This window comes from Amycolatopsis sp. NPDC050768 (assembly GCF_040654155.1).
In the GTDB taxonomy this organism is placed as follows: domain Bacteria; phylum Actinomycetota; class Actinomycetes; order Mycobacteriales; family Pseudonocardiaceae; genus Amycolatopsis.
Genome location: NZ_JBFAHL010000022.1, coordinates 75,233 through 99,309, shown reverse-complemented (window position 1 = coordinate 99,309; position 24,077 = coordinate 75,233). Strand labels below are relative to the sequence as shown.

22 protein-coding genes are annotated in these 24,077 nt (G+C 72.1%); 19 read left to right on the top strand and 3 right to left on the bottom strand.

Annotated elements, in window-relative coordinates; genetic code table 11:
* The first annotated feature begins 3 nt into the window (after positions 1-3).
* From AB0H62_RS42990 to AB0H62_RS42965, 6 genes are all read left to right on the top strand, one after another.
* Positions 4-216: a tautomerase family protein gene (locus AB0H62_RS42990; protein WP_220240393.1), complete on the top strand. Its 213-nt coding sequence runs from the start codon at positions 4-6 to the stop codon at positions 214-216.
* Positions 213-926 carry an alpha/beta fold hydrolase gene (locus AB0H62_RS42985; RefSeq protein ID WP_220240394.1) on the top strand — a complete coding sequence of 238 codons (714 nt, stop codon included), beginning with the start codon at positions 213-215 and terminating at the stop codon, positions 924-926. Before AB0H62_RS42990 ends, AB0H62_RS42985 begins: the two co-directional genes overlap by 4 nt.
* Positions 923-1,417, top strand: a complete 495-nt coding sequence (locus AB0H62_RS42980) for an aromatic-ring-hydroxylating dioxygenase subunit beta (RefSeq protein ID WP_220240395.1) — start codon at positions 923-925, stop codon at positions 1,415-1,417. The genes AB0H62_RS42985 and AB0H62_RS42980 overlap by 4 nt, the downstream gene beginning before the upstream one ends.
* 13 nt (positions 1,418-1,430) lie before the next feature.
* Entirely contained in the window at positions 1,431-2,429 is a 999-nt protein-coding gene (locus AB0H62_RS42975) for an amidohydrolase family protein (RefSeq protein WP_360592131.1), read from the top strand.
* On the top strand, positions 2,426-3,706 hold the full coding sequence (locus AB0H62_RS42970) for an aromatic ring-hydroxylating dioxygenase subunit alpha (RefSeq protein WP_360592130.1): 1,281 nt from the start codon (positions 2,426-2,428) through the stop codon (positions 3,704-3,706). Before AB0H62_RS42975 ends, AB0H62_RS42970 begins: the two co-directional genes overlap by 4 nt.
* Before the next feature lie 131 nt (positions 3,707-3,837).
* Positions 3,838-4,623, top strand: a complete 786-nt coding sequence (locus tag AB0H62_RS42965) for an IclR family transcriptional regulator (protein WP_360592129.1) — start codon at positions 3,838-3,840, stop codon at positions 4,621-4,623.
* A 9-nt stretch (positions 4,624-4,632) separates the two neighbouring features.
* On the opposite strand, the gene AB0H62_RS42960 is transcribed toward AB0H62_RS42965, so the two are convergent.
* Positions 4,633-5,424: a fumarylacetoacetate hydrolase family protein gene (locus tag AB0H62_RS42960; protein WP_360592128.1), complete on the bottom strand. Its 792-nt coding sequence runs from the start codon at positions 5,422-5,424 to the stop codon at positions 4,633-4,635.
* Between the two features lie 128 nt (positions 5,425-5,552).
* On the opposite strand from AB0H62_RS42960, the gene AB0H62_RS42955 reads away from it, so the two are divergent.
* From AB0H62_RS42955 to AB0H62_RS42895, 13 genes are all read left to right on the top strand, one after another.
* Positions 5,553-6,626, top strand: coding sequence for an extradiol ring-cleavage dioxygenase (locus tag AB0H62_RS42955; RefSeq protein ID WP_360592127.1), 1,074 nt, complete (start codon positions 5,553-5,555; stop codon positions 6,624-6,626).
* Positions 6,623-7,627: an NAD(P)/FAD-dependent oxidoreductase gene (locus tag AB0H62_RS42950; protein ID WP_255637998.1), complete on the top strand. Its 1,005-nt coding sequence runs from the start codon at positions 6,623-6,625 to the stop codon at positions 7,625-7,627. The genes AB0H62_RS42955 and AB0H62_RS42950 overlap by 4 nt, the downstream gene beginning before the upstream one ends.
* An 18-nt stretch (positions 7,628-7,645) precedes the next feature.
* The gene (gene fdxA / locus AB0H62_RS42945; RefSeq protein WP_220240399.1) at positions 7,646-7,987 is read left to right on the top strand and encodes a ferredoxin; all 342 of its coding nucleotides are present in this window, start codon (positions 7,646-7,648) and stop codon (positions 7,985-7,987) included.
* Between the two features lie 13 nt (positions 7,988-8,000).
* The gene (locus AB0H62_RS42940) at positions 8,001-9,524 is read left to right on the top strand and encodes an aldehyde dehydrogenase family protein (protein WP_360592126.1); all 1,524 of its coding nucleotides are present in this window, start codon (positions 8,001-8,003) and stop codon (positions 9,522-9,524) included.
* Positions 9,525-9,954: 430 nt separating this feature from the next.
* Positions 9,955-10,869 carry a beta-propeller fold lactonase family protein gene (locus AB0H62_RS42935; protein ID WP_360592125.1) on the top strand — a complete coding sequence of 305 codons (915 nt, stop codon included), beginning with the start codon at positions 9,955-9,957 and terminating at the stop codon, positions 10,867-10,869.
* A gap of 173 nt (positions 10,870-11,042) precedes the next feature.
* Positions 11,043-12,443 carry an FAD-dependent oxidoreductase gene (locus AB0H62_RS42930; protein WP_360592124.1) on the top strand — a complete coding sequence of 467 codons (1,401 nt, stop codon included), beginning with the start codon at positions 11,043-11,045 and terminating at the stop codon, positions 12,441-12,443.
* Positions 12,444-12,606: 163 nt separating this feature from the next.
* Entirely contained in the window at positions 12,607-13,842 is a 1,236-nt protein-coding gene (locus tag AB0H62_RS42925; RefSeq protein ID WP_360592123.1) for a beta-propeller fold lactonase family protein, read from the top strand.
* Between the two features lie 54 nt (positions 13,843-13,896).
* Positions 13,897-14,199: an urease subunit gamma gene (locus AB0H62_RS42920; protein WP_220247702.1), complete on the top strand. Its 303-nt coding sequence runs from the start codon at positions 13,897-13,899 to the stop codon at positions 14,197-14,199.
* 9 nt (positions 14,200-14,208) lie between these two features.
* Positions 14,209-14,589: an urease subunit beta gene (locus AB0H62_RS42915; protein WP_220240404.1), complete on the top strand. Its 381-nt coding sequence runs from the start codon at positions 14,209-14,211 to the stop codon at positions 14,587-14,589.
* The gene (gene ureC, locus AB0H62_RS42910) at positions 14,586-16,304 is read left to right on the top strand and encodes an urease subunit alpha (RefSeq protein WP_360592122.1); all 1,719 of its coding nucleotides are present in this window, start codon (positions 14,586-14,588) and stop codon (positions 16,302-16,304) included. Before AB0H62_RS42915 ends, ureC begins: the two co-directional genes overlap by 4 nt.
* 83 nt (positions 16,305-16,387) lie before the next feature.
* On the top strand, positions 16,388-17,119 hold the full coding sequence (locus AB0H62_RS42905; RefSeq protein WP_220240406.1) for an urease accessory UreF family protein: 732 nt from the start codon (positions 16,388-16,390) through the stop codon (positions 17,117-17,119).
* 13 nt (positions 17,120-17,132) lie between these two features.
* Positions 17,133-17,831: an urease accessory protein UreG gene (ureG, locus tag AB0H62_RS42900; RefSeq protein ID WP_360592121.1), complete on the top strand. Its 699-nt coding sequence runs from the start codon at positions 17,133-17,135 to the stop codon at positions 17,829-17,831.
* The gene (locus tag AB0H62_RS42895; RefSeq protein ID WP_360592120.1) at positions 17,828-18,766 is read left to right on the top strand and encodes an urease accessory protein UreD; all 939 of its coding nucleotides are present in this window, start codon (positions 17,828-17,830) and stop codon (positions 18,764-18,766) included. The genes ureG and AB0H62_RS42895 overlap by 4 nt, the downstream gene beginning before the upstream one ends.
* Positions 18,767-18,768: 2 nt before the next feature.
* Here the strand turns inward: AB0H62_RS42895 and AB0H62_RS42890 are convergent, their stop codons facing one another.
* Both AB0H62_RS42890 and AB0H62_RS42885 read right to left on the bottom strand, forming a co-directional pair.
* Positions 18,769-21,414 carry an AAA family ATPase gene (locus tag AB0H62_RS42890; protein ID WP_360592119.1) on the bottom strand — a complete coding sequence of 882 codons (2,646 nt, stop codon included), beginning with the start codon at positions 21,412-21,414 and terminating at the stop codon, positions 18,769-18,771.
* On the bottom strand, positions 21,411-23,939 hold the full coding sequence (locus AB0H62_RS42885; protein WP_360592118.1) for an AAA family ATPase: 2,529 nt from the start codon (positions 23,937-23,939) through the stop codon (positions 21,411-21,413). The genes AB0H62_RS42890 and AB0H62_RS42885 overlap by 4 nt, the downstream gene beginning before the upstream one ends.
* Positions 23,940-24,077: the final 138 nt, after the last annotated feature.

Here is a 24,077-nt window from a genome sequence, read left to right as displayed (position 1 = left end):
ACCATGCCGTTCATCCAGATCAACCTCGGGGCCGGTCGCACGCCCGAGCAGAAGGACCAGCTCATCCGCGCCGTGTCCGCGGCGGCGGCCGAGGCGATCTCCGTGCCTGAGGCGTCGGTACGCGTGTGGGTCGTGGAAGTCCCGGCGACGGAGGTCCTCGTCGGCGGGGTCACGCTCGCCGAGCGGCAGGCCGCGAAACCGGCGGGCCCGGCATGACGCACTTCGTGCTGGTGCACGGCGGCTGGCACGGCGCGTGGTGCTGGGAGGCCGAAGTCTCCGCGTTGGAGGAGCGCGGCCACTCGGCGACGGCCGTGGAACTGCCGTCGGACGACGTGCGCGCGGGCGCCCGCCAGTACGCCGCCACGATCGCCGCCGCTGTGCGCGGTCCTGGCGACGTCGTGGTGGGTCATTCGCTGGCCGGCCTGGCGATTCCGCTGGTCCCGCAGCGGACGGCGGTTGCCGCGCTCGTCTTCCTGGCGTCGTTGCTGCCCGAGCCGGGCCGGTCCTGGCGGGACCAGCTGACGCTCGGACGCCCGATGGCCGAGTGGTTCTACGACAATGGATTGCCGAAGCAGGAACGCGACGAGCAAGGGCGAACAGTGTGGCCGGCGTCGGTCGCGGCCAAGCTGTTCTTCCACGACTGTCCACCTGAGCTGGCCGCCGCGGCCGCGGCCAGGCTCCGGCCCCAGTCGCCGGCCCCGATCACGGAAGTCACGCCCCTGCAGGCGTTTCCCGAGCTGCCGATGCACTACGTCGGCTGCCGCGCCGATCGGGCCGTCTCCGGGGACTGGGCCGAACGCACCGCGAAGGATCGGCTCGGCACCGAAGTCACCTGGCTCGACACCTCCCACAGCCCGTTCCTGTCCGCCCCCGGCGAGCTGGCCGACCTGCTCGTCACCCTCGCCTCGAGATCGGAGGTCCGATGACCGCCGCCGTCACCACGCCCGACCTGCACCACCGCGTCGAACAGTTCCTCTACCGGGAAGCCGCGCTGCTCGACGAGTGGCGGCTCGACGAGTGGTTCGCGCTGATGCACCCGCGGATCGAGTACCGCATTCCGTCGCCGGGTTCCGACCACCTCGACCCGCGCCGCACGCTCCAGGTGATCCACGACGACCACACCCGCCTCGGCGGGCGCGTGACCCGGTTGAAGAGCAAGCACGCGCACGCCGAAAGCCCGCATTCGCGCACGCGCCGGCTGGTCACCAACGTCCGGGCCGAACCCGTCGGCGACACAGTGGTGGCGCACGCCAACTTCCACGTGATGCGCACGCGGCTCGGTCAGCTCGACCACTTCCTCGGCACCTACCGCCACGTGCTGGTCGAAGACGGCGCCGGGTTCCTCGTCCGCGAACGGGTCGCGACCCTCGACCACGGCATCGTCGAGGCGGGCGGAACCGTGTCGATCATCCTGTGACGGGAGCGTGACCGTGCTCGACCTACACACCCACGTGGTGCCCCGGGAGACGCCCTTCCGCACCTCGGCCGACCCGCGCTGGGCCCGGCTCGACACCGGAACCGGGGTCGTCTCCGTGTCCGGCAAGCCGTTCCGGACGGTGCACCGCGTCGCCTGGGATCTGGACACCCGCCGCGCGGACGCCGAAGCCGCGGGCGGGACCGGCCAGCTGCTGTCCGCCATGCCCGAGCTGCTCGCGCCGTGGGCCCCGCCCGGCGAAGGACTCGCCTACGCGCAGGCCTTCAACGCTTGGCTCGCGGACGAAGTGGGACAGCACAACGGGTTCTTCACCGGACTGGGTGTCGTTCCGTTGCAGGATCCCGACGCCGCCGCAGCTCTGCTCACCGAGATCGCCGACGCCGGCCTGCTCGGCGTCGAGGTGCCCTCGAACCCGCCGACGGCGCCCCTGCACGCGCCGGCGTGGGCCGGGTTCCTCGACGAGGCCGACCGGCTCGGGCTGCTCGTGTTCGTGCACGCGGCCGGGGGAGCGGCGGTCGCGGACTACCCGCACCCGATGGCCGCCAACGGGGTTCTGTTCCCCGCGGGCATCGGCACGGCGCTCGGCGGCCTGATCGTCACGGGCGCGCTGGCCGCGCGGCCGGGGCTGCGGCTGCTGGCCAGCCACGGCGGCGGCGCCCTGATCACCGAGCTGCCGAGGATTGACTACCTGCGCGGGATCACCCCGGCGCTGCGGGAGCTGATGCCCGAGTCCGCTGTGGACTCCGCGCGCCGCCTGTGGTTCGACCCGCTGCTGTTCGACGCAGGCCTGGTGCGCCACCTCGCAGAGACCGTCGGCGCGGATCGGATCGTGCTGGGCACGGACCACCCGTTCATGCCCACGGACCCGCTCGCGTTCCTCGACGACCCGGCGCTGCCCCCGGGGTTCGCGAAGGCCGTGCGCGAGACCAACCCCGCGGCGCTGCTCACCGCGCTCACCCGACCGAACTCCCGGCAAAGGAGCTGGAGACGATGACCTCCGAACTGATCGCACCCCCGTCCACCACGCTGGTCGACGACCGCCCCGCCGACGGGCTCTTCCGCGTCGACCGGGCCGCGCTCGTCGACGAGGGCGTGCTCGCGCGGGAACGCCGCGCCATCTTCGACAAGTGCTGGCTCTACGTCGGCCACGTCTCGGAGGTGCCGAACCCGGGCGATTTCCGCGCCCGCACGGTGGCCGGGCGTCCGCTCGTGCTGTGGCGCGGCGGCGACGGCGAGGTGCGGGTGTTCCTCAACGCATGCCGGCACCGCGGCGCCCAGCTGTGCCGCGTGCCCGAAGGCAACGCGCGCGGAATGTCGTGCTTCTACCACGCGTGGACCTACGCCAACGACGGCCGGCTGACCGCACTGCCCGACGTCGACGGCTACGGCCCCGACTTCGACCGTTCCCGCTTCAGCCTGAACTCCCCGCCGCGTGTGGAGGAGTACCGCGGGTTCGTCTTCTGCTGCTTCGATCCCGACGCTGTTTCGTTGCCGGAGTACCTCGGCGAAGCCCGCGACTACCTGGACCTGGTGGCCGACCAGTCGCCGGACATGGAGGTGGTCGACGGTGTGCACGAGTACTCGATGGAGGCGAACTGGAAGCTGTTCGTGGAGAACAGTCTCGATGGCTACCACCTGATCCCCTTGCACCGCACGTACTTCGACTACCTGAAGTCCACTGAGGACTCCTACCTCGACCCGCGCAAGGCGACCGAGGCGAAGGATCTCGGAAACGGGCACGCGGTGATCACCGTGGAGGGTCCGTGGGCCCGCCCGGTCGCGCGGTGGACGCCGGCGATGGGGGAGGAGAACCGCGAGTACGTCGAGGGGCAGCGGGCTCGGCTCGAAGAAGAGTTCGGTGCCGACCGCGCGCGCCGGATCGCGACGACCGACCGGAACCTGCTGATCTTCCCCAACCTCGTGATCAACGACATCATGGGGATCGTCGTCCGCACGATCACGCCCACCGCGGCCGGGCGCACGCTGGTGGCGCAGTGGACGATGGCGACGAAGGGCGAGCCGGAGTCGGTGCGGGCGCGGCGGCTGGACTCGTACGTGACGTTCCAGGGGCCTGGTGGGCTGGCGACGCCGGACGACATGGAGGCGTGCGAGTCCTGCCAGGAGGGGTTCGCCGTCGCGGCCGAGTCGCCGTGGTCGGACATTTCGCGGGGGATCCACAAGGAAGCCACGGATGGACCGTTCGTCGCGTCCGACGAAGTCCAGCAGCGGGCGTTCTGGCGTCGGTGGCGGGATCTGCTCGGCACTGTTTGATCGGGCAGTGTGATCAGGCAGCGTTTGATTCGGCAGCGTTTGATCCGGCACTGCGTAGTCGGAGCGCCACCACGCGTTGACCCCACCCGAACAAATCCGGCCTGACGGCCGAGAACGGATATCGTGGCCGGATGCGCATCGGTGCCGAGGAGACGGAGCAGCACCGGTCGGTGGGGGACCGGATGCTGCTCATTCTCGACACCGTCGCGACCTCACCCGGCGAGGTGGGGCTCAGTGAGCTCGCGCGGCGGACCGGGCTGAAGAAGGCGACCGTGCACCGGCTGGCCCTGGACCTCGTGGCGCACCGGATGCTCGAGCGCGGCGCGTACGGCTATCGGCTCGGGCTGCACCTGTTCGAGCTGGGCCAGCACGTGCCGGCTTCGCGGCGGCTGCGGGCGACCGCGTTGCCGTTCATGGCCGACCTGCTGACCGCGACGGGTGAGGTCGTGCAGCTGGGCGTGCTCGACGACACGGACATCGTGTACGTCGAGAAGCTCACCGGCCAGCACAGCGCCTCGGTGCCTTCGGCGGTCGGTACGCGGCTGCCCGCGTACTGCACCGGCCTGGGCAAGGCGATTCTCGCGTTCAGCGACGAATCCGCCGTCGAACGCGTGACGTCCGCGCCCATGCCGGCGCGGACCGGCACCACGATCACCGATCCGCGGCACTTCCTGCGCGAGCTGGCGAAAATCCACGACTCCGGCATCGCCTACGACCGGGAAGAGGGCACGCGGGGCATCGCGTGCGTCGCGGCGCCGATCGTGGTGGAGAGCTACGTCGGGCGCGACGGCCACCGAGCCGTCGCCGGGCTTTCCGTGACGGGGCCCGCGCACCGCCTGCAGCCGGCGCGGCTGGGGGCGGCGGTGCGGACCGCCGCCCTGAGCATCAGCCGTCTCCTGGGCTACCCGCTGCACTGACCCGCGGGTTCACGCGTCTGTTTCGCCGGCCGGCCTGCGGACGCTCACGGTGGTGGTGCCGCCGAAGCGGGCCGTGATCGTGCCCCCGGCTCGCAGCGCCACGGCGGAGGTGAGGCCGCCGGTGATGATCAGTTCGTCCTTCTTCAGGCCGCTTCCGCGCGCGGCCAGCTGCGCGGCCAGCCACGCGACGCCGTGCAGCGGATGTCCGGCGGCCGCCGCCGACGTCGCGGTCGCGACGAGGGCGTTGTCCTCGTGCAGCTCGACGGTGACCCGGTGGGCGTGCAGCGGATCGACGTCGAGCACCGGTCCCAGCACGACTCCGGCGGCCGAGGAGCCGTCGGCGGTGTTCTGTTCGGCGGTGAACCGGTAGTCGCGCCAGATCGAGTCGACGACCTCGAGGCACACGCGCACCTCGGCGATCGCGTCGGCGACCTCATGCAGCGCGAGGCCGGGCCCGGCCAGGTCGCGGCCCAGGACGACGCCGATCTCCGGCTCGACGCGGGGGTGCAGGAAACCGGTGGCTCGCGCGCCGTCGCGCAGCACCATGTCGTCGAGCAGCGGCCCGTGGTTGGGCGCGGTGACGCCCATCTGCCGGCGCATCGCGGCGGAGGTGTAGCCGAGCTTGTAGCCGATGGCGCAGCGTCCTTCGGCGAGGCGCAGGCGCGTGAGGTCGTCCTGGATTTCGTACGCGCTGTCCAGTGACAGCGTGGTCACTTCCGTTGCCGCGTCGAGGAGTGTGCGTTCGGTGCGGGCCCGGTGCAGCACTTGCGCGAGGGCGAGGGTTTCGATCGTGTCGGTCACTTCCTCATCGTCGCGGCCGGCGGCCGTTGATGAGTCCCACCGGTCCACTCGCCGGTCCGAGGCGTGGCCGGGGGTCCCGCCGGTTCCGAGACTGGACCTCACCACCCACTCGACGACGAGGAGGAACCATGGCCGAAGTACTGGGTCTCGGGGTCACCCACTACCCACCGCTGAGCGGTACCGACGACAACCTGACGCGGGTGTTCCGCGGCGCGCTCGCGGACCCGAAGCTGCCCGCCGAACTGCGCGACCCGGCGTCGTGGCCCGAGCGGGCCCGCCGTGAATGGGCCGGGGACGAAGGTGTCGCGGCCGGGAAGGCACACCGCGCGGCGTTGCTGGAGGGTTTCCGCCGCACGCGCGCCGCGCTGGACGAGTTCCAGCCGGACGTCGTGCTGATCTGGGGCGACGACCAGTACGAGAACTTCCGCGAGGACCTCGTGCCGCCGTACGCCGTGCAGATCTACGACGACCTCACGGTGCACCCGTGGCGCCACGCCGACGAGTCGTCGAACATGAAGGGCAAGCCCAACGTCTGGGGCGAGGGCGAGAACACCGAGCGCCTCATCCGCGGCCACCGGCCGTTCGCCCGCCACCTGGTGGAAGGGCTGCTGGCGCGCCACATCGACGTGCCGTACTCGTACGAGCCGCTGCACCACCCGGGTCTCGCGCACGCGTTCCTGAACACGGTGCTGTACCTGGACTACGACCGCGAGGGGTTCGACTACCCGGTGGTCACGTTCCCGTTGAACTGCTACGGCCGCAAGGTGATCAGCTTCCAGGGCAACATCAGCCCACTCGGTGTGGAGCGCGAGCTCGACCCGCCCTCGCCCTCGCCGGCGCGGATCATGGACGTCGGCGCGGCGGTCGCGCGGATCTGTGCGGACAGCCCGTACCGGGTCGCGCTCGTCGCCAGCTCCAGCTGGTCGCACAGCTTCCTCGTGGACTCGACGATGCGTTTGTTCCCCGATTCGGCGGCCGACGAGAAGATGTACGACGCGCTCGTCGCCGCGGACTACCCGGTGTGGGAGAACACGACGCTCGCGGACGCGGAGAAGGCCGGCCAGCAGGAGCTGCTGAACTGGTGGGCGCTGCTCGGCGCGATGCGGGAGCTGGGCCGCGGGCCGAGCTGGACGAGCTTCGTGGCGTCGAACATCTTCGTGTCCAACAAGGTCTTCGCAGTCTACGACGCGGAGCAGCGGTGACGCGCTGCGACGTCGCGGTCGTCGGCGCCGGGCCCGCGGGGCTGTTCGCGGCGGTGTACGCGGGGATGCGCGGGCTGTCGGTGACGGTCGTCGACGCGCTGCCGGAGCCCGGCGGCCAGATCACCGCGCTGTACCCGGAAAAGCTGATCCGCGACGTCGCCGGGTTCCCCGCGGTGAAAGGCCGCGACCTCGTCCGCGGACTGGTGGAGCAGCTCGACCAGTTCTCGCCTCGGATGCTGCTCGGGCATCGGGCGACGGCGCTGGACGACCTGGCGGACGGGCGGCTGCGGCTGGGTTTCGACGACGGTGCTGTGCTGGAGGCCGGCGCGGTCGTGGTCACGGGTGGGATCGGCACGTTCTCACCGCGCAAGCTGCCGTGCGGCGAGGAGTTCCTGGGCCGCGGGCTCACCTACTTCGTCCGCGATCCGGCCGAGCTCGCCGGCAGCCGCGTGCTCGTGGTCGGCGGCGGCGACTCGGCGCTCGACTGGGCCGAGACGTTGCAGCACACGGCGGACGTCACGTTGGTGCACCGCCGCGACACCTTCCGCGCGCACCTGCACACCGTGGGCCAGGTACTGGCCGGCCCGGCGACCGTGCGCACGAACGCGACCGTCGAACGCCTCGACGGCGATGCCCGGATCACGCGCGCGACCCTGCGCGACACGGTGAGCGGCGAGACGACCCAGGTGCCGTGCGACCACGTCGTGGCGGCGCTGGGGTTCGTCGCGAACCCGGGCCCGCTGCTGCAGTGGGACCTGGCGACGCGCGACCGCAAGATCGTGGTCGACGCCGCCATGCGTACGTCGCGGCCCGGCGTCTTCGCCGCCGGCGACATCTGCACCTACGACGGCCGGGTCCCGCTCATCGCGGTCGGCTTCGGCGAGGCGGCCACCGCCGTGAACCACGCGGCCGTCCACCTCGACCCGGCCGCCTCCCCCTTCCCGGGGCACTCCACCGACGGCCCGGCGCTCGCCGCCCGGCCCCTGCGAGTCCCCGCCTGACCCGAGAGGACCCCGGCCATGGCCTACGTCATCACCGACGCCTGCGTCGACATCCTCGACCGCGCGTGCACCGAGGAATGCCCGGTCGACTGTATCTACGAGGGCGACCGCAAGATGTACATCAACCCCGTGGAATGCATCGACTGCGGCGCTTGCGAACAGGCCTGCCCGACGGGCGCGGCGCTCGCCGACCGGATGCTCGCCGGCACCGACGCGCAGTGGAACACGGCTGACAACGCCGGGTTCTTCACCGAAGCGCTGCCGGGACGGGAAACCCCGCTCGGCACCCCTGGTGGCGCTACCCACCTGGGCGCGGTGGGTGTCGACACCGAGACCGTTGCCGCGCTGCCTCGTACCTGATTCGGAGAGAACTGTGACAACCCTGGAAAACCGGCCGGTCGCCGGAGTCGATCCGTGGACCGGTGAGGCGCTGGAGGCCGGCGCGGTGGAGAACAGCGCGGAGGAAGTGCGCGCGATCGTGGCGGAGGCGGCCGCGGCGGCGCCGAGGCTGGAGGCGCTGGGCCGGCGAGGGCGGGCAAAGCTGCTGCGTGCGCTCGCGCAGGCGCTCGAGGCCGAGCGCCAGCAGATCGTCTCGCTCGCCGACGCCGAGACGGCGCTGGGTGCGCCGCGGCTCGGCGGGGAGCTGACCCGAACGTGCTACCAGTTGGAGTTCTTCGCCGGCGTCGTGGAGGACGGCGGCTACGTGGAGGCGACCCTCGACCCGGCCGGGCCGACGCCGATGGGGCCGCGGCCGGACCTGCGGCGGATGCTGGTGCCGATCGGGCCTGTCGCGGTGTTCGGGGCGAGCAACTTCCCGCTGGCGTTCTCGGTGCCCGGCGGGGACACGGCGTCGGCGCTGGCCGCGGGGAACCCCGTGGTGGTCAAGGCGCACGGGTCGCACCCCGGGACTTCGCGGCTCGTCCACGAGGTCCTGCGTGAGGCGCTCGTCGCGGCGGGGGCGCCGGCCGGGGCGCTCGGGCTGGTCTTCGGGCGGGCGGCGGGGGAGAGCCTCGTGACCGATCCCACGGTCAAAGCGGTCGGGTTCACGGGCTCGCTGTCCGGCGGCCGGGCGCTGCTGGACCTCATCCGCGGCCGCGCGGAACCGATCCCGTTCTACGGTGAGCTCTCCAGCCTCAACCCGCTGGTCGTCACCGCTGCCGCGGCGCGTGAGAGGGGCGCCGAAATCGGGGTGGGCCTCGTCGCGTCGGTGACCGGGTCGGCGGGGCAGCTGTGCACGAAACCCGGGCTGGTGCTGGTGCCGGCCGGTACCGACGGCGACGCTGTGGTGGCCGCTGCGGCCGAAGCGCTCGGCAAGGCGGAAGTGGTGCCGTTGCTCAACCGGCGAATCCATCAGGCGTACCTCAGCGACACCGCCGGGCTCGTCCGCGCGAAGGAAGTGTCCGAAGTAGCCAGCGGACCGAAGCCAGGCGGCGGGTATGGCGTGGCTCCGCTTCTGACCACAGTGGACGCCGACGGGATCCCCGCCGAGGCGTTCGCGGAGTACTTCGGCCCCGCCTCCGTGATCGTGCGGTACCGGAGCCAAGCCGAACTGCTCGCCGTCGTCGACCAGGCGCCCGCGTCGCTCACCGCCACGCTGCACCTCGGCGAGGACGAGGCCCCGAAGGACCTGGCCACCGAGCTCGGCCGGCGCGTCGGCCGCCTGGTGTTCAACGGCTACCCGACCGGCGTGGCGGTGAGCTGGGCCCAGCACCACGGCGGCCCGTGGCCGGCGACCAACAGCCTCCACACCTCCGTCGGCGCCACGGCGATCCGCCGGTTCCTCCGGCCACTGGCCTGGCAGAACGCCCCCGCGCACCTGCTGCCCGACGAGCTCACCGACGAGCCCCGAGCACCCCTGCCGCGGCGGATCGACGGGCGGCTGCAGCTTCCGCACTGAGGGAAACAATTCTTACCCGTCGATGACAACACGACCACGGCACTGGCGGCCGCCGCGCTGGTCCCGTTCGCCGCGGTGTTCGCCGGGGGCACCGCGTCGGCGTCGCCGGTGCCGGACCGGAGCCGGCCGGGGTCGGTCTTCGTGGGCACCAACCACAACAACAGCACTGATCCGAGCCAGCCGGGCAACCAGGTCGCCTACTACCACCGGGCGGCCGACGGCAAGCTGACGCTCGTCGGCACGTTCGCCACCGGCGGTCAGGGTTCGGGGCCGGGCCAGCGCTTCGCGGGCGACGGTCTCGGTTCGGGCAATTCGGTGCGCCTCACCGCGGACCACCGTTTTCTGCTGGTTACCAACGCCGGCAGCGCCACGCTTTCCGTGCTGCGGATTCTGCCGGACCGTCTGCAGGTCGTGGACGTCGTCCCGACCGGTGACGGATCCGCGTCCCAGCGGTTCCCGGTTCCCGAACAGCGTCACGCAGCACGGAAACGTCGTTTACGTGCTCAACGCCTCGGGTCAGGGCAGCATCACCGGGTTCCGCCTCGGGTTCGACGGCCTGCTCACCCCCGTCCCGGGCTCCACCCGGCAGCTGCAAGCCAACCAGGACCGCTTCGCTCCCGACGCGCTGAAGGACCCGACCCAGGTCTCCTTCAGCCCGGACGGGCACCACCTGCTGGTGTCCATCAAGGACGGCCCCACCAACGACGTGATCCCGGGCGCCAACCCGACCGGGCCGGGCCGCGTGCTCACCTTCGGTGTCGACGGCGCGGGACGGCCCAGCAAGGACTTCGTCCGCACCGACTTCGCCAACCGCGGTCCGTTCGGATTCTCCTTCGACCGCAAGGGCAACGTCGACCTGGCCGAGTTCGTCGGCGGCGGCGTGGAGGACGGCCACCCGACCGGCGCGGCCGGCAGCTACCGCCTCGGCCGCGACGGGCACCTGACCCCGATCAGCACGGCCGTGGCCGACCGCCAGATCGACACGTGCTGGGTCGTGAACAACGGCAAGTACGCCTTTGGCTCCGACTACACCTCCGGCACGATCTCGAGCTGGAAGGTGAACTCCGACGGCAGTCTCACCCTCTTGCACGAGGTGGCCGGCACCACGGACAAGCCGGCCGACAGCCAGGGCAGCACGCCGCTGGACCTGGGCGTGAGCCCGGACGGCAAGAACCTCTACAACGTGCTCCCAGGCTCCGGCAAGCTCGCCGCCTGGTCGATCGGCGCCGATGGCGAGCTCGCCAAGATCGGTGAGTTCGGCGGCCTGCCCCAGACCGTGAACGGCGACCACGCGCCGAGCGACTTCAGCGCGCTCGGCAGCCCTGCGGGCATCGACGTGAGCTGACCCCACGCCCGGGATGGCCGCCGAAAACCGGCCATTCCGGGCCTGGCCCGTGAAAACCCCGCGGCCCACTGGGGTCGCCGGCTCGGGTGTTCCTCGATGCGACGACGCCGCCCACCGGGGCAGGGTCGGCCCGTACCGCGTTGTCCACACTCGTGCGCAAAGGGCCTTCAATCATGGAAACCGTCGAGAATTCGCTTCAAGCCGACCTCCTCGTGGTCGGCTTCGGCAAGGGCGGCAAGATCGCCGCCGGTACCATGGCCCGGCTCGGGAAGCGGGTCGTCGTCGTCGAGCAGTCGCCGGAGATGTACGGCGGCACCTGCCCGAACGTCGGCTGCGTGCCTACCAAGGCGCTGGTGCACCGCTCCCGCAACCGCCGTCCGTCCGACCCGCCGCAGGAGTGGTACGAGCGGGCTGTGGGCGAGGTGCACGCGATCACCTCGCTGTTCCGCAAGGGCAACTTCGACGGGATGGACGGCCTCGAGACGGCGTCGGTCCTCACCGGGCACGCGGAGTTCACCAGCCCCGACACCGTCCTCGTGGACACCGCCGACGGCCCCGTGACCGTCCGGGCCGAGCACATCCTCATCAACACCGGCTCCACGCCCGTGATCCCCGACCTCCCGGGCCTGCGGATGAGCAAGTACCTGGTCACCAGCACCGACCTCATCCACCGCACCGAGCTGCCGAAGCGGCTGGCGATCGTCGGCGGCGGCTACCTCGGCATCGAGTTCGCCGCCATCTACCGCCAGTTCGGCTCCGAGGTCACGCTCTTCGAATCGACGGCGCGCATCCTCGACCACCTCGACGACGACGTGCAGGCAGTTGCCGAGAAGATCCTCGTCGACGAGGGCATCGAGATCGTCACCGGCGCCAACGTCACCGGCGTCGAGGACGGTGCCGGTGAGGCGATCGTGCAGTACATGCACGACGGCCGCGAGCGCACCCTGGCCGTGGACGCGGTGCTGTCCGCCGCCGGCCGCAAACCGGCCACCGAGGGCCTCGGCCTCGCGGCGGCGGGTGTCCGCGTGACGGCCCGGGGCGCGGTGGAGGTCGACGAGCACCTGCGCACCAGCCAGCCGCACATCTTCGCGCTCGGCGACGTCAACGGCGGGCCGCAGTTCACCTATGTCTCGCTCGACGATGCCCGCATCGTGCTGGACCAGCTGCGCGGCGAGAGCAAGCGCACCACGACCGACCGCGTCGCCGTGCCGCGGACGCTGTTCATGACCCCGCCGCTGGCGATGGTCGGCCTCACCGAGCGCGAGGCGCGCGACGCGGGCCACCGGATCAAGGTCTCGAGCCAGCCGGTCGCGGAGATCATCGCGATGCCGCGCGCCTACGTCGTGGACGAGACGCGCGGCGTGATGAAGTTCGTGATCGACCTCGACACCGACGAGATCCTCGGCGCCTCGCTGCTGAGCGTCGACGCGCAGGAGCTGATCAACACCGTGGCGCAGGCGATGCGTTACGGCATCAAGGCCGCGCAGCTGGGCGAGGCGATCTACACGCACCCGTCGTCGACGGAGGCGTTCAACGACGTGATCTCCACCGTGGTCCGGAGCGACGAGAAGTAGCCACCCCGGGCAGAACCGCCCCATACCATCCACAAAGGATGGTGTGGGGCTTTTCTTTTCCCGCCACCACAACGCACTGGGGGGTCGGGCCCGGGGGCACCCGGACGCGACGCGGGCGCCGCGCGGGCAGGCTCTGACGCGACGACCGAAAGGGAGAACCCACATGCCACCTACGCTGGCCGACGGCCACCTCTACCTCCAGACCAACGAGGTCAGGAACGCGATCATCCACTACTCCCGAGGGGCCGACGGCGCCCTCACCGAGGTGGAGCGCGTACCCACCGGGGGTGGCGGGTCCGGGGTGTACAAGCCGATCAGCGGCCAGGAGAGCGCGCCGAACGCCTTCGAGGCGGCGGGCAGCGTGATCCTCACGGCGGACCAGCAGTTCCTGTTCGCCACCAACGGCGGCGACAACTCCGTCTCCAGCTTCTCCGTCGGCGGCGACGGCAAGCTGACGCTGCTCGACGTGAAGCGCACCGGCAACATCGTGGCCGGGCGCAGCGGCACCGCGAAGTCGCTGGCGTTCTCGCCGGCCACCAGCACGCTGTACGTGCTGCACTCGTTCGGCCCGGACCACGTGCGGCTGATGACCGTGGACCCCGAGGGCAGGCTCACCTCGCGGCCCGAGGGCTACACCGTGAACACGCCGGACAAGCCGCTGCGCGTGTCCACGATGGTCGTGCTCTCGCCGGACGAGCGCTTCCTCGTCGTCGGCACCACGTTCGACCAGCCGGCCGCGGCCAACCCGGACGGTTCGCCGATCCTGTGGGCCGACCAGCCGGACGGCTCGAAGAAGTCGGTCGCGTCCAACGCCCCCGACCCCGACGGCATCATCGTCTTCCCGCTGCAGCACGACGGTTCGCTGGGCGAGGGCATGTTCCAGGACGGCGGCGGCGGTTCGCCGTTCTACCCCGCGTTCCTGCACCACCGCCCGGACCACTTCGTGATCGGCTATGCCGTGGCCGACGGCATCGCGCTGGCCAAGCTCGACGACCGCGGCCAGATCGGCACCGGCCCGGTCGTGAAGATCGACACCAGCGCCGGTCTGCCCTCGGAGCTGTGCTGGTGCGCGGTTTCGCCCGACGACAAGTGGGTGTTCGCCACGAACTTCGGCTACAGCAACATCTCCTGCTTCCGCATCGACGGCGACGTCGTCTCGCTGGTGCACGACAACGCCTGCCCGAAGGTTCCCGGCGACGGTACCTTCCGCGCGCTCAACGGCACCGTCAGCAGCGGCCCGAGCGACAACTGGCTGACCCCGGACGGCACCCACCTGTACCAGATCTACGCCAACGCCTCGAAGCTCGTGGGCTACGCGGTGCAGTCCGACGGTTCGCTCGTCGAGGTCACCGCCGCGGAGATCCCGTACAACAGCCCGCAGGGCCTGGCCGGGTTCTGAGCCGTGACGGCGGGTGAGGCCGGCCAGGCGCGCATCGAGGCGACGCTGTCGTCCATGATGCTCAGCCCCCGGGAAATCGAGAAGCTGGTGATCTACCAGGTGGCCGAGCTGGCTCGGCGGCGCAAGGACCGCGGTCTGAAGCTGAACTTCCCGGAGTCGATCGCGCTGATCACCGAGGCGCTGCTGGAGGCGGCCCGGGACGGCCGGTCGGTGGCGGAGGTGACCGAGCTGGGCAAACAGGTGCTCACGCGCGAGGACGTGCTGCCCGGCGTGCCGGAGATGGTGAACGTGGTGCAGGTCGAGGCCACGTTCCGCACGGGCACGCAGCTCGTGGCCGTGGCCGACCCGATTCCATAGGAGCGCACGATGATTCCAGGCGAATGGCTGCTCGCCGACGAGCCGATCGAGCTCAACGCCGGCCGGCGCACCGCGCGCCTGCCGGTGCGCAACACCGGTGACCGGCCGATCCAGGTCGGTTCGCACTTCCACTTCTTCGAGGTGAACCGGGTGCTGGACTTCGACCGCCCGGCGACGCTGGGCATGCGGCTCAACGTGCCCTCGGGGCAGTCGATCCGCTTCGAGCCCGGCGACGAGCGGGACGTCGAGCTCGTGGAGTTCGGCGGCGCCGGGCGGGTGGTCGGCTTCAGCGGCCTGCTCGACGGCGGTTTCGCGGTTCGCGGAGCGGCGGCCCGGGCCCAGGCGCGGGCCGCCGAGCGCGGCTTCACGGGAACGGGGGACCAGGCGTGACCACGGTTTCGCGGCGGCACTACGCGTCGCTCTACGGCCCGACTGCGGGCGACCGCTTCCGCCTGGCCGACACCGAACTGCTCGCCCGGGTGGAACGCAGTCTCATCCTCCCGGGCGAGGAAGCGATCTACGGCGGCGGGAAGTCCATTCGGGACGGGATGGCGCAGGCACCCGGCGTGCGCAACGCCGACGGCGCCCTGGATCTCGTGATCACGTCGGTGATCGTGATGGACGCCGTGCTCGGCATCCTCAAGGCGGACATCGGCGTCAAGGACGGGCTGATCGCCGGCATCGGCCAGGCCGGCAACCCGTCGGTGCAGGACGGGGTGTTGCCCGGGTTGGTCATCGGGCCGGGCACGGAGGTGATCTCCGGCGAGGGCCTCGTCGCCACCGCCGGGGCGATCGACACCCATGTGCACTTCCTGACGCCGGCCCAGATCCCGCACGCGCTCGCCGGCGGGATCACCACGCTGCTGGGCGGCGGGACCGGACCGGCCGACGGGTCCAAGGGCACGACCTGCACGCCCGGTCCGTGGAACCTGGCCCGGATGTTCGAGGCGACGGCCGCGCTGCCGGTCAACATCGGCCTCATGGGCAAGGGCAACAGCAGCCGCCCCGAAGGCCTGCGCGAGCAGGTGGAGGCCGGCGCCTGCGGGCTGAAGGTCCACGAGGACTGGGGCGCCACCCCGGCGGCACTGGACTGCGCGCTGTCGGTCGCCGACGAGCACGACGTGCAGGTGGCGCTGCACGCCGACACCCTCAACGAAAGTGGCTACCTGGCCGACACCCTCGACGCGATCGACGGCCGGACGATCCACAGCTACCACACCGAGGGTGCCGGTGGCGGCCACGCGCCGGACATGATGGCGATCGCGTCGCTGCCCAACGTGCTGCCGTCCTCGACCAACCCGACGCGTCCGTACACCACGGACACGACGGACAACCTGTTCTACATGACGATCGTGACGCACCACCTCAACCCCGACAACCCCGAGGACGTCGCGTTCGCGCAGTCGCGGATCCGCGCCGAGACCGAGGCGGCCGAGGACGTACTGCACGACCGGGGTGTGCTGAGCATGTACTCCTCCGACGCGCAGGCCATGGGACGCATCGGGGACACCGTCACCACCTGCTGGCGCACCGCGGACAAGATGAAGAAGCTCACCGGCAGCCTGCCCGGGGAGGCCGCGGGCGACGACAACCAGCGGATCCTGCGGTACCTGGCGAAGCTCACGATCAACCCGGCGCTGACGCACGGCATCGGCCACGTCGTGGGCTCGCTGGAGCCGGGCAAGCTCGCCGACATCGTGCTGTGGCCGACGAACACCTTCGGCGTCAAACCCAAGTACGTGCTCAAGGGCGGGTTCGTCGCGTGGTCGGTGATGGGTGATGCCAACGCGTCCATCCCGACGCCGGAACCGGTGCTGCTGCAGCCGATGTTCGCCGGGCTCGGCAAGGCGGTGGGGCGGACGTCGATCACGTTCCTCTCGCAGGCGGCGCAGGAGAGCAAGCTGTTCGAGCGGCTCGGGATCGACCGGTGGACCGAGGCGGTGCGCGGGTGCCGGACCGTGGGCAAGGCGCAGATGGTGCGCAACGAGCTGACGCCCGACATCACGGTGGACCCCGAGACGTACCAGGTCACTGTGGACGGTGAGCCGGCCGTGGTGCCCGCGGTGGACGAGGTGGCCATGTCGCAGCTGTACTACATCGTCTGAAATGCGGGATCGTCTGACGTGCGGGATCGCCTGATGTGCGGCCTGTCCGATGACCGGGCCTGTCCGATGACCGGGGTCCGCTGATGCCGCCGTACCTCGGGGGCGCCGACTGGCTCACGGGCTTCCTGTCCGTGCTGCAGCTGAGCGATTCGGCGTTCCCGAGCGGCCGCTACACGCTGTCCTACGGCCTGGAAACCCTGGTGCAGTCGGGTTTCCTGGCGACGCCGAGCGACCCGCGGGTGCTCTCGGCGCTGCTGCGGGACCAGCTGCTGCTCGGGGTGGCGCCGTCGGACGGGGTGGCACTGGCGTGCGCCCACCGCGCCACGGCGTCGGGGGACTCCCTCGACCTCGAGTGCGTGACCCGAGCCGACGAACGGCTGACCGCGGTGAAGCTGGCGCGGGAGGCGCGGGAGACCTCCACCCGCACGGGGCGGGCGTTGCTGCGGATCGCCGGGTCGGTGTTCCCAACCGAGGCGTTGCGGCACTACGCCGACTGTGTCGCGAAAGGACGGTCGCCCGGCAACCACGCGGTGGTGCTGGGAATCCTGAGCGCGTCGGTGGGCGTGCCGCGGCTGGAGGCGGTGGCGGGGGAGCTGTTCGCGTTCTCCGCGGCCTGGGTCGCGGCGGGCGTGCGCCTGGCCGTCACCGACCACAGCACCGCGCAAGCCGTGCTCCACGACGTGCGGGCCGCCACGGCCGAAGCGGCGATGTGCACCGTGGACAAGGACCCCGACGCCATCACGAGCTGCACGCCGCTGCCGGACGTGGCGGCGATGCGGCACGAGGAAACGCAACTGCGGCTGTTCGCCAGCTGAGGGAAGGAAAACCATGGAGCCCCACCCGCATTCGCATGACCACCCGCACTGCCACGCGGCGTTCTCCGCCGCGCGCACCCCCGGCGTCGCCCGGATCGGCATCGGCGGCCCGGTCGGGTCGGGCAAGACGGCGCTGATCGAGGCGCTCGTGCCGATGCTCATCGCGGCCGGCCACCGCCCGCTGGTCGTCACCAACGACATCTTCACCAGCGAAGACGCCCTGCACGTGCGGCGCACCCTGGCCGGCGTGCTCGCGCCGGAGCGGGTCGTCGGCGTGGAGACCGGTTCGTGCCCGCACACCGCGGTGCGCGACGACCCGACCATGAACCTCGACGCCGTCGCCGAGCTCACCGGCCGCTACCCCGACGCGGACGTGGTCCTCGTCGAGTCGGGCGGCGACAACCTGACGCTGACGTTCAGCGCGGCGCTGGCCGACTACTTCGTTTTCGTGATCGACGTGGCGCAGGGCGATAAGATCCCGCGCAAGCGTGGCCCGGGCGTGACCCACTCCGACCTGCTGGTGATCAACAAGGTCGACCTGGCGGACCTCGTCCGGTCCGACCTGGCGGTGATGGACCGCGATGCCGGCGCCGTGCGCGAAGGCCGCCCGTTCGTGTTCACCAACTGCTTCACCGGTGAGGGGCTCGACGAGGTCACCCGCCGCATCCGCGACGTGATCGGCCGGTTCGCGCCCGCCGCCGAAGTGGGATGACCCGTCGCGACGACCCGGCGTGGTGCACGCCGACGCGTCTGCCCGAGGAGCTGCTCGGCTTCGACGGGTCCATCCGCGACGGCCTCGGCGTCGGGGCGCCCGGCAAGCTCGGCGTGCTCGACCTCGCGCTCGCCTCGCGCGGCGGCACCACCCGGGTCGTCCGGCAGTACCAGCGCGCGCCGCTGCACATCTACCGCCCGATCCACCTCGACCCGCGGCGGCCGGACATGGCCTTCGTGTTCCTGCAGCAGCAGGGCGACGGTTTCGTGCAGGGCGACCGCTACCGCATCGACGTCGACTGCGCCCCCGGCTCGGCCGTCCACCTCACGACGCAGGCGTCCACCAAGGTCTTCGGTGCGCGCGACAACTACGCGACGCAGCTGGTGAACCTGACCGTCGGTGCCGGCGCGGTGCTGGAGTACCTGCCCGACCCGGTCGTCCCGTTCCGCGGCTCGCGTCTCTTCCAGCGCACGGCCGTGACGATCGCGCCCGACGCGTCGGTGATCCTCGGCGAGGTCCTGCTCCCGGGCCGGGTGGCCCGGGGCGAGGCCCACGTCTACGACCTCTACTGGGCGGAGCTGGAAGCCCGCACCCCCGACGGCGCGCTGCTGTTCGCCGACACCTTGCGCCTGCGCCCGGGCGGTGCCGGCGACCCCGTCTCACCGGCGACGCTGGGCGGGTACCAGGTGGTGGCGAGCCTGTACGTGGTGTCGGACCGGATGCCGCCGGCCGAGCTCGTGACCGCGCTGCGCGAGGCCCTGGCCGGGGTGCCGGACGTCCTCGCCGGCGTCTCCGAGCTGCCGGCCGCGTGCGGCGCGGGCGTGCGGCTGCTGGGCCACACCTCCCAGTCGGTCCAGGCGGCGATGCACGCCGCGTGGGACCGCGCGCGCCTCGGCCTGCTGGGCGCGCCGGCACCCGACCTGCGCAAGGGCTGAGCTCAGTCGTCCGCGCAGGCGGCCAGGACCAGGTGCAGTTCGGTGCGCGTGGTGATGGACAGCTTGGTGAAGACCTTGTGCAGGTGGTACTCGACCGTGCGCGGGCTGATGGACAGGGCGGTGGCGATCTCGGGGTTGGAGCGGCCGTTGCGGGCGAGCGAGGCGATGCGGCGCTCCTGCGGCGTCAGCTGGGAACTGGTTTCCGGCACCCGGCGGCGCGCGCGTTCGCCGGTGGCGAGGAGTTCGCGCATCGCGCGGGCGGCGAAGGCCTCGGCGCGCATGGCGAGGAACGCCTCGTGGGCGGCGCGCAGGGGGCCTCGTGCGTCGACGCGCCGGCCGCGGCGGCGGAGCCACTCGCCGTAGAGCAGGCGGGCGCGCGCGAGGTGCGGGGTGATGCGGGAGCGGCCCAGGCGGTCGATGGCTTCCGTGTACAGGTCTTCTGCTGCTTGGCCGTGGTGAAGCAGCGCGCGGGAACGCGCGTCGACGCCGAGGGCCCATTCGGTGCCGCTGAGGCAGGCGCGTTCGGAGAGGTGGTCGGCCGCCTCCGCGGCGGTGGTCAGGTCGCCGGAGCGGACGGCGCCTTCGACGAGCTCGACGAGGGACCAGCCTTGGAGCTCGATGCCGTCGCGGTCGAGGGCGTCGCGGGTCGCGTCGGCGGCTTCGGCGTACGCGGTGAGGCCGTTGCGGAGCACGGCGGTGGCGTAGCGGGCGGTGGTGCGGGCCATGCCGCCGTTTTCGAAGCAGGACTCGGCGAACGTCGGCAGCTCGTGCCCGCGCCACGCGGCCAGCACGCAGGCGGCGTGCGGGAACGACGGGGTGCCGGTGGCCCGGGTGAGGGATTCCGCTTCGGCCACCAAGGACTCCGCGACGGCGAATTGTCCGAAGTGGACTTCGGCAAGGGCGCGGTGGGTGAGGACGTACGGCAGGATCGTGCGGGCGCCGGTCTCGCGAGCGCCGGCGAGTTCGTCCCGGGTGAGGTCGTGCCAGGTGTCGTCGTCCCACAGGTCCGGTGCGACGAGGCAGGCCAGCAGCCGGGAGCGGGCGTCGTTTTCGTGGTCGTTGTCGAGGGTTTTCAACGCGAGCTTGAGCGGTTCGACGGCGGCCGCGTAGCCGGCGGTGCAGCGTTGCGCGACGCCTTCGAGCAGCCGGTCGGAGCCCGTCGGCCGGTGGGTGGCCAGGCGTGCGAGCACAGCGTGGACGACGTCGACGTGGCCGGTGAAGATCGCGGCGCCCAGGGCTTCGAGGTACGCGGGCCTCGCCAGGCGAGGTTCGCACACCTCCAGGTCCTGGGCCGAGGTGAACAGCCGTCCGACCGCGGCCCCGCCGCGGCCGGAGTCGAACGCCATGCGGGCGCGCACCCGGTTCGACCGTGCCCGGGCGGCGACGCCGGGGGAGCCCAGCTCCGCGACAGCCAGCAGGCGGACCGCCGCGTCCACGGCGCCGGCCGCGTGATGCGCGTCGGCCGCCGCGATGGCCCGCTCGGCGCGCAGCCGCGGGTCGGCGGTGCGCAGCGCGGCGTGTTCCAGGAAGGCGGCCGCGGCCGGCAGCCCGCCCCGGCGTCCGGCCTCATCGGCGAGGCGGGCCAGCGAATCGGCGACGGCCTCTGCCGGCTCGACCGTCGCGTGGGCGAGGTGCCACGCGCGCCGGTCGGGTTCGAGCTGAGGATCGGTCGCGAGGGCGAGGGCGCCGTGGACCAGGCGGCGTTCCGCACCGGACGCGAGGCCGTAGACGCACTGGCGCAGGCGGGGTTCGCGGAAGGTGACCCACGCGCCGAACGAGACGAGGCCCGCCGCTTCGAGCGGCTCGGCCGCGTCCGGTCCGATCGCGAGCCGGGTGGCCGCCTGCCACAGCCGGACGGGCTCGCCGAGCGGTTCGGCGGAGGCGAGGATGAGCAGGAGCCGGCTCTCAGGCGTCAACGTTGTCGACGGGCCGGCGATTTCGGGGCAGGACAAGGGAACCACGCCGTAACCGCCGGCGAGGCCGGCCGCCGGGCGGACGGCGTCGAGCAGCAGCCGTGGATTTCCCCGGGCCTCCGCCACAACGCGGTCGAGCACAGCGTCGTCCAGTGGCGCGGCCGCCGCGGACCTGAGGAGCTCGCGCGACTCGGCGTGGTCCAGGGGTTCGAGGCTGAGACTCGGCAGGTCGGCGAACCGCTCTCCGCGTTCGGCGAACACCAGCGTGACGGGCACGGGCCCGAGCCGGCGGGCGACGGCCGCGAGCACGGAGGCCGAAGCCTCGTCCAGCCACTGCGCGTCGTCGATCAGGCACAGCACCGGCTGCGGTTCTGCCGCCAGCGCCAGCAGTTCCACCACGGCGACACAGACGGGCAGCCGTTCGGGCGCGGCACCCGCGCGGAGTCCGATGGCCCGTTCCAGCACCTCGCGCCGGTGCGCGTGCAGCCGGGCGAGCTCGGCGGGCAGGGCCGAGCACAGCAGGTGCAGCGCGGCGTACGGCAGGTCCGCTTCGGCGGCGATCCCGCGGACGTTCAGCACCCGGTGCTCGCCGGCCGCGTTCGCGATCTGCGTGAGCAGGGCCGTTTTCCCGAGTCCCGCCGCGCCGCGGACCACGACCGCGCCGCCGCCGGTCAGCAGGTCCCGGAGACGGGCGCGTTCGGGGTCGCGTCCGACGAGGGGGAGCGTTGCGTTCATCGGGCGGCGGCCTCGATTCCGTGCTGGTGCTCGGTGAAGGCCAGGTGCAGCTCGGTTCGCGACGTGATGCGCAGCTTCGCGAAGACCTTGCGCAGGTGGTACTCGACCGTGCGGGGGCTGATCGACAGCGCGGTGCCGATCTCCGAGTTGGTGAGGCCGCCGCGGGCGAGCGCGGCGATCCGGTGTTCGTGCCGGGTCAGCGCCGAGGTGGTGACCGCGGGGGTTTCGCGTTCGCCGATCGCGAGCAACGCGCGGTCCGCGAAGGCCGTGGCCCCCATGCGGAGGAACTCATCGTGCGCGGCGCGCAACGGCTCACCGGCTTCCTCGTCGCGTCCCTGCCGGCGCAGCCATTCCCCGTAGCCGAGCCGAGTGCGGGCCAGGAGCGGCCGGATCCTCGTCCGGGTCAGCCGTTCGATCGCTTCGCGGTACAGGCCTTCGGCCTCGGGGCCTTCGGTCGGCAGCGCACGGGACCGGGCCTGGGCACCGAGCGCCCAGTCGGTCCCGCACCGGTCGGTGCGGTTCACGAGCACCTCGAGTGCCGTCGTCGCGATGTCGAGCCGGCCCGCGCCCACGGCGGCTTCGACCAGCTCGACCAGCGCCCAGCCCGCCGTCGCCAGTTCGTCGCGCTCGACGACACGCTGTGCCGCGGCGAGTGCCCGCGAGTAGTCGCCGACGGCGTTGCCTGCCACCGCGGTGGCCAGCTCGCCGCACGTGCGGGCGAGTCCGTGGCCGGCCGAGCCGCCGAACTCGTGACCACGCCAGGCCGCGACGAGCACGGTCGCGTGCTCCAGCGGTGCCTGGCCCAGCTTCGTGCTCATCGTGCGAGCCTCGTCGTCCAGCGCGGCCGCCCCGGTGAGATTGCCGGTATGGACTGAAAACAGTGACCTTCCGGCCAAGACATCCGGCAGGGCACCGGGATCGGCCGCTCCGCTCACCAACCGGTGCCACGCCTGGTCGTCCCACAGTTCAGCGGCGACGAGCCCGGCCGGCCACGATGGCCGAGCGGTTTCGAGAGCTGCGGTCAGCGGCCCGACGGCAGCGTCGAAACCTTCGGTGCCGCGCAGAATCAGCCCGGCCCCGAGTCCGTCGTCGTGACTCAGGGGCATGGGGGCGAAATCGACGCCAGTGAGGACGGCGGCTCCGAGCGCGTCGAGACCAGCTTGGTTTGCCGAGCCGAAGGGGAGGGCGTCGCGGGTCGCGCGCAGCAGTGCGTCCGTTGCGGAGGGGGTGCGGGTCGAGACGAACGTGAGCCAGGCTCGCAGCCGAGTGGCTTCGGCCCGTTGAGCCGGTTCGAGGGCGCCGACCATCGAGTCCAGCAGCTGAAGCGCGTTTCCGGGCTGCCCGGCGTCGAGTTCCGCCGCGACCGCGGCCAGAGTGCGTTCGGTCCGCAGGGCGGGGTCGGAGGTGAGCGTGGCGGCGACACGCAGGAACGCGGCGGCCGCGCTGGGCCCGCCACGCTTGCGGGCCGAGGGCACCTGCGCGAGCAGGCCGTCGGCTGCCGCCGGCTCCGGGCCCGGCACTGAGTGGGCGCGGTGCCAAGCCCGCCGGTCTTCTGACGTCGCCGTGTCAGCCAACGCTCGATGGACCGTGCGCCGCTCCGCAGGCGTGGCCCGGTGATAAACCCAGCCGCGCACTGCCGGGTCGGAGAACGTGACCCACTCGCCGAACGCGAGCAACCCGTCCGGCGCGACCGTCGGGATCCCCAGCTGCGAGGCGGCCCGCCACAGCAGAGCCACCTCGCCCGTCGGATCCGCGGCGGCGGCCAGCAGCAGCGTGCGGCCGTCCGGGTCGAGGCGCAGCACCCGTTCCTGGGTATCGGCGTCCGGGTTCCCGTAGGACAGGCCGAATCCACCAGCCGGCGCGAAGGCCGTCACGGTCGAACGGATCGCCCGCGGGTTCCCCCGGGTCTCCGCGACGAACCGCTCGACCACGTCCTCGTCCACCGGACCCGGCACCAGCGAATCGACCAGCGCGCGAGCAGCGGCCCGGCACAACCCGGGCACCACCAGCTCCGGCAAGGCCTCCAGCCCACCGGCCCCGGTGCGCTCCGCGAAGAGCAGCATCACCCGCCGCCCTGGCAATCGCCGTGCCACGAAAGCCAGAGCACGCGCCGAAGACTCGTCCAGCCATTGTGCGTCGTCGACGACGCACAGCAACGGGGCCGCGGCCGAGACGAGGAACGTCGCCGCCACCCCGACCGCGAACGGATCGGAGTCCTCCGTGACCGCACGCAGTGCCCGGGCATGGTGCGGCGACAGCTGCCCGAACACCTCTTCGAGCGCGGCACACAGCTGCCGCAGTCCCGCGTACGGCCGCGTTTCGGACGAGCGCACTTGGACCACCCGATACCCGCGCGTTCGCGCGACGACGTGGCGCAGCAACGCGGTCTTCCCCACGCCCGGGTCGCCCCGCAGCACGAGCGCGCCGTGGCCGTCCCGCACGTGCTGATCGAGCAGGTGGACTTCGGCGGCACGGCCGTGCAGAGTGACGTCGGTTACTACACTGGCCGGGTTCGGGTCGGGCACGGCGTCGACGTTCGCGGGTCCCGGGCCGCTTCGAACCCGGGCCGCCCCGGGCACGACCCCGGGACCCGGGCGAACCCGGGCGAACCGGGCGACATCGGTGAACGCTGTGTACCCGGCGCCGCCCGATGATCGGGATAT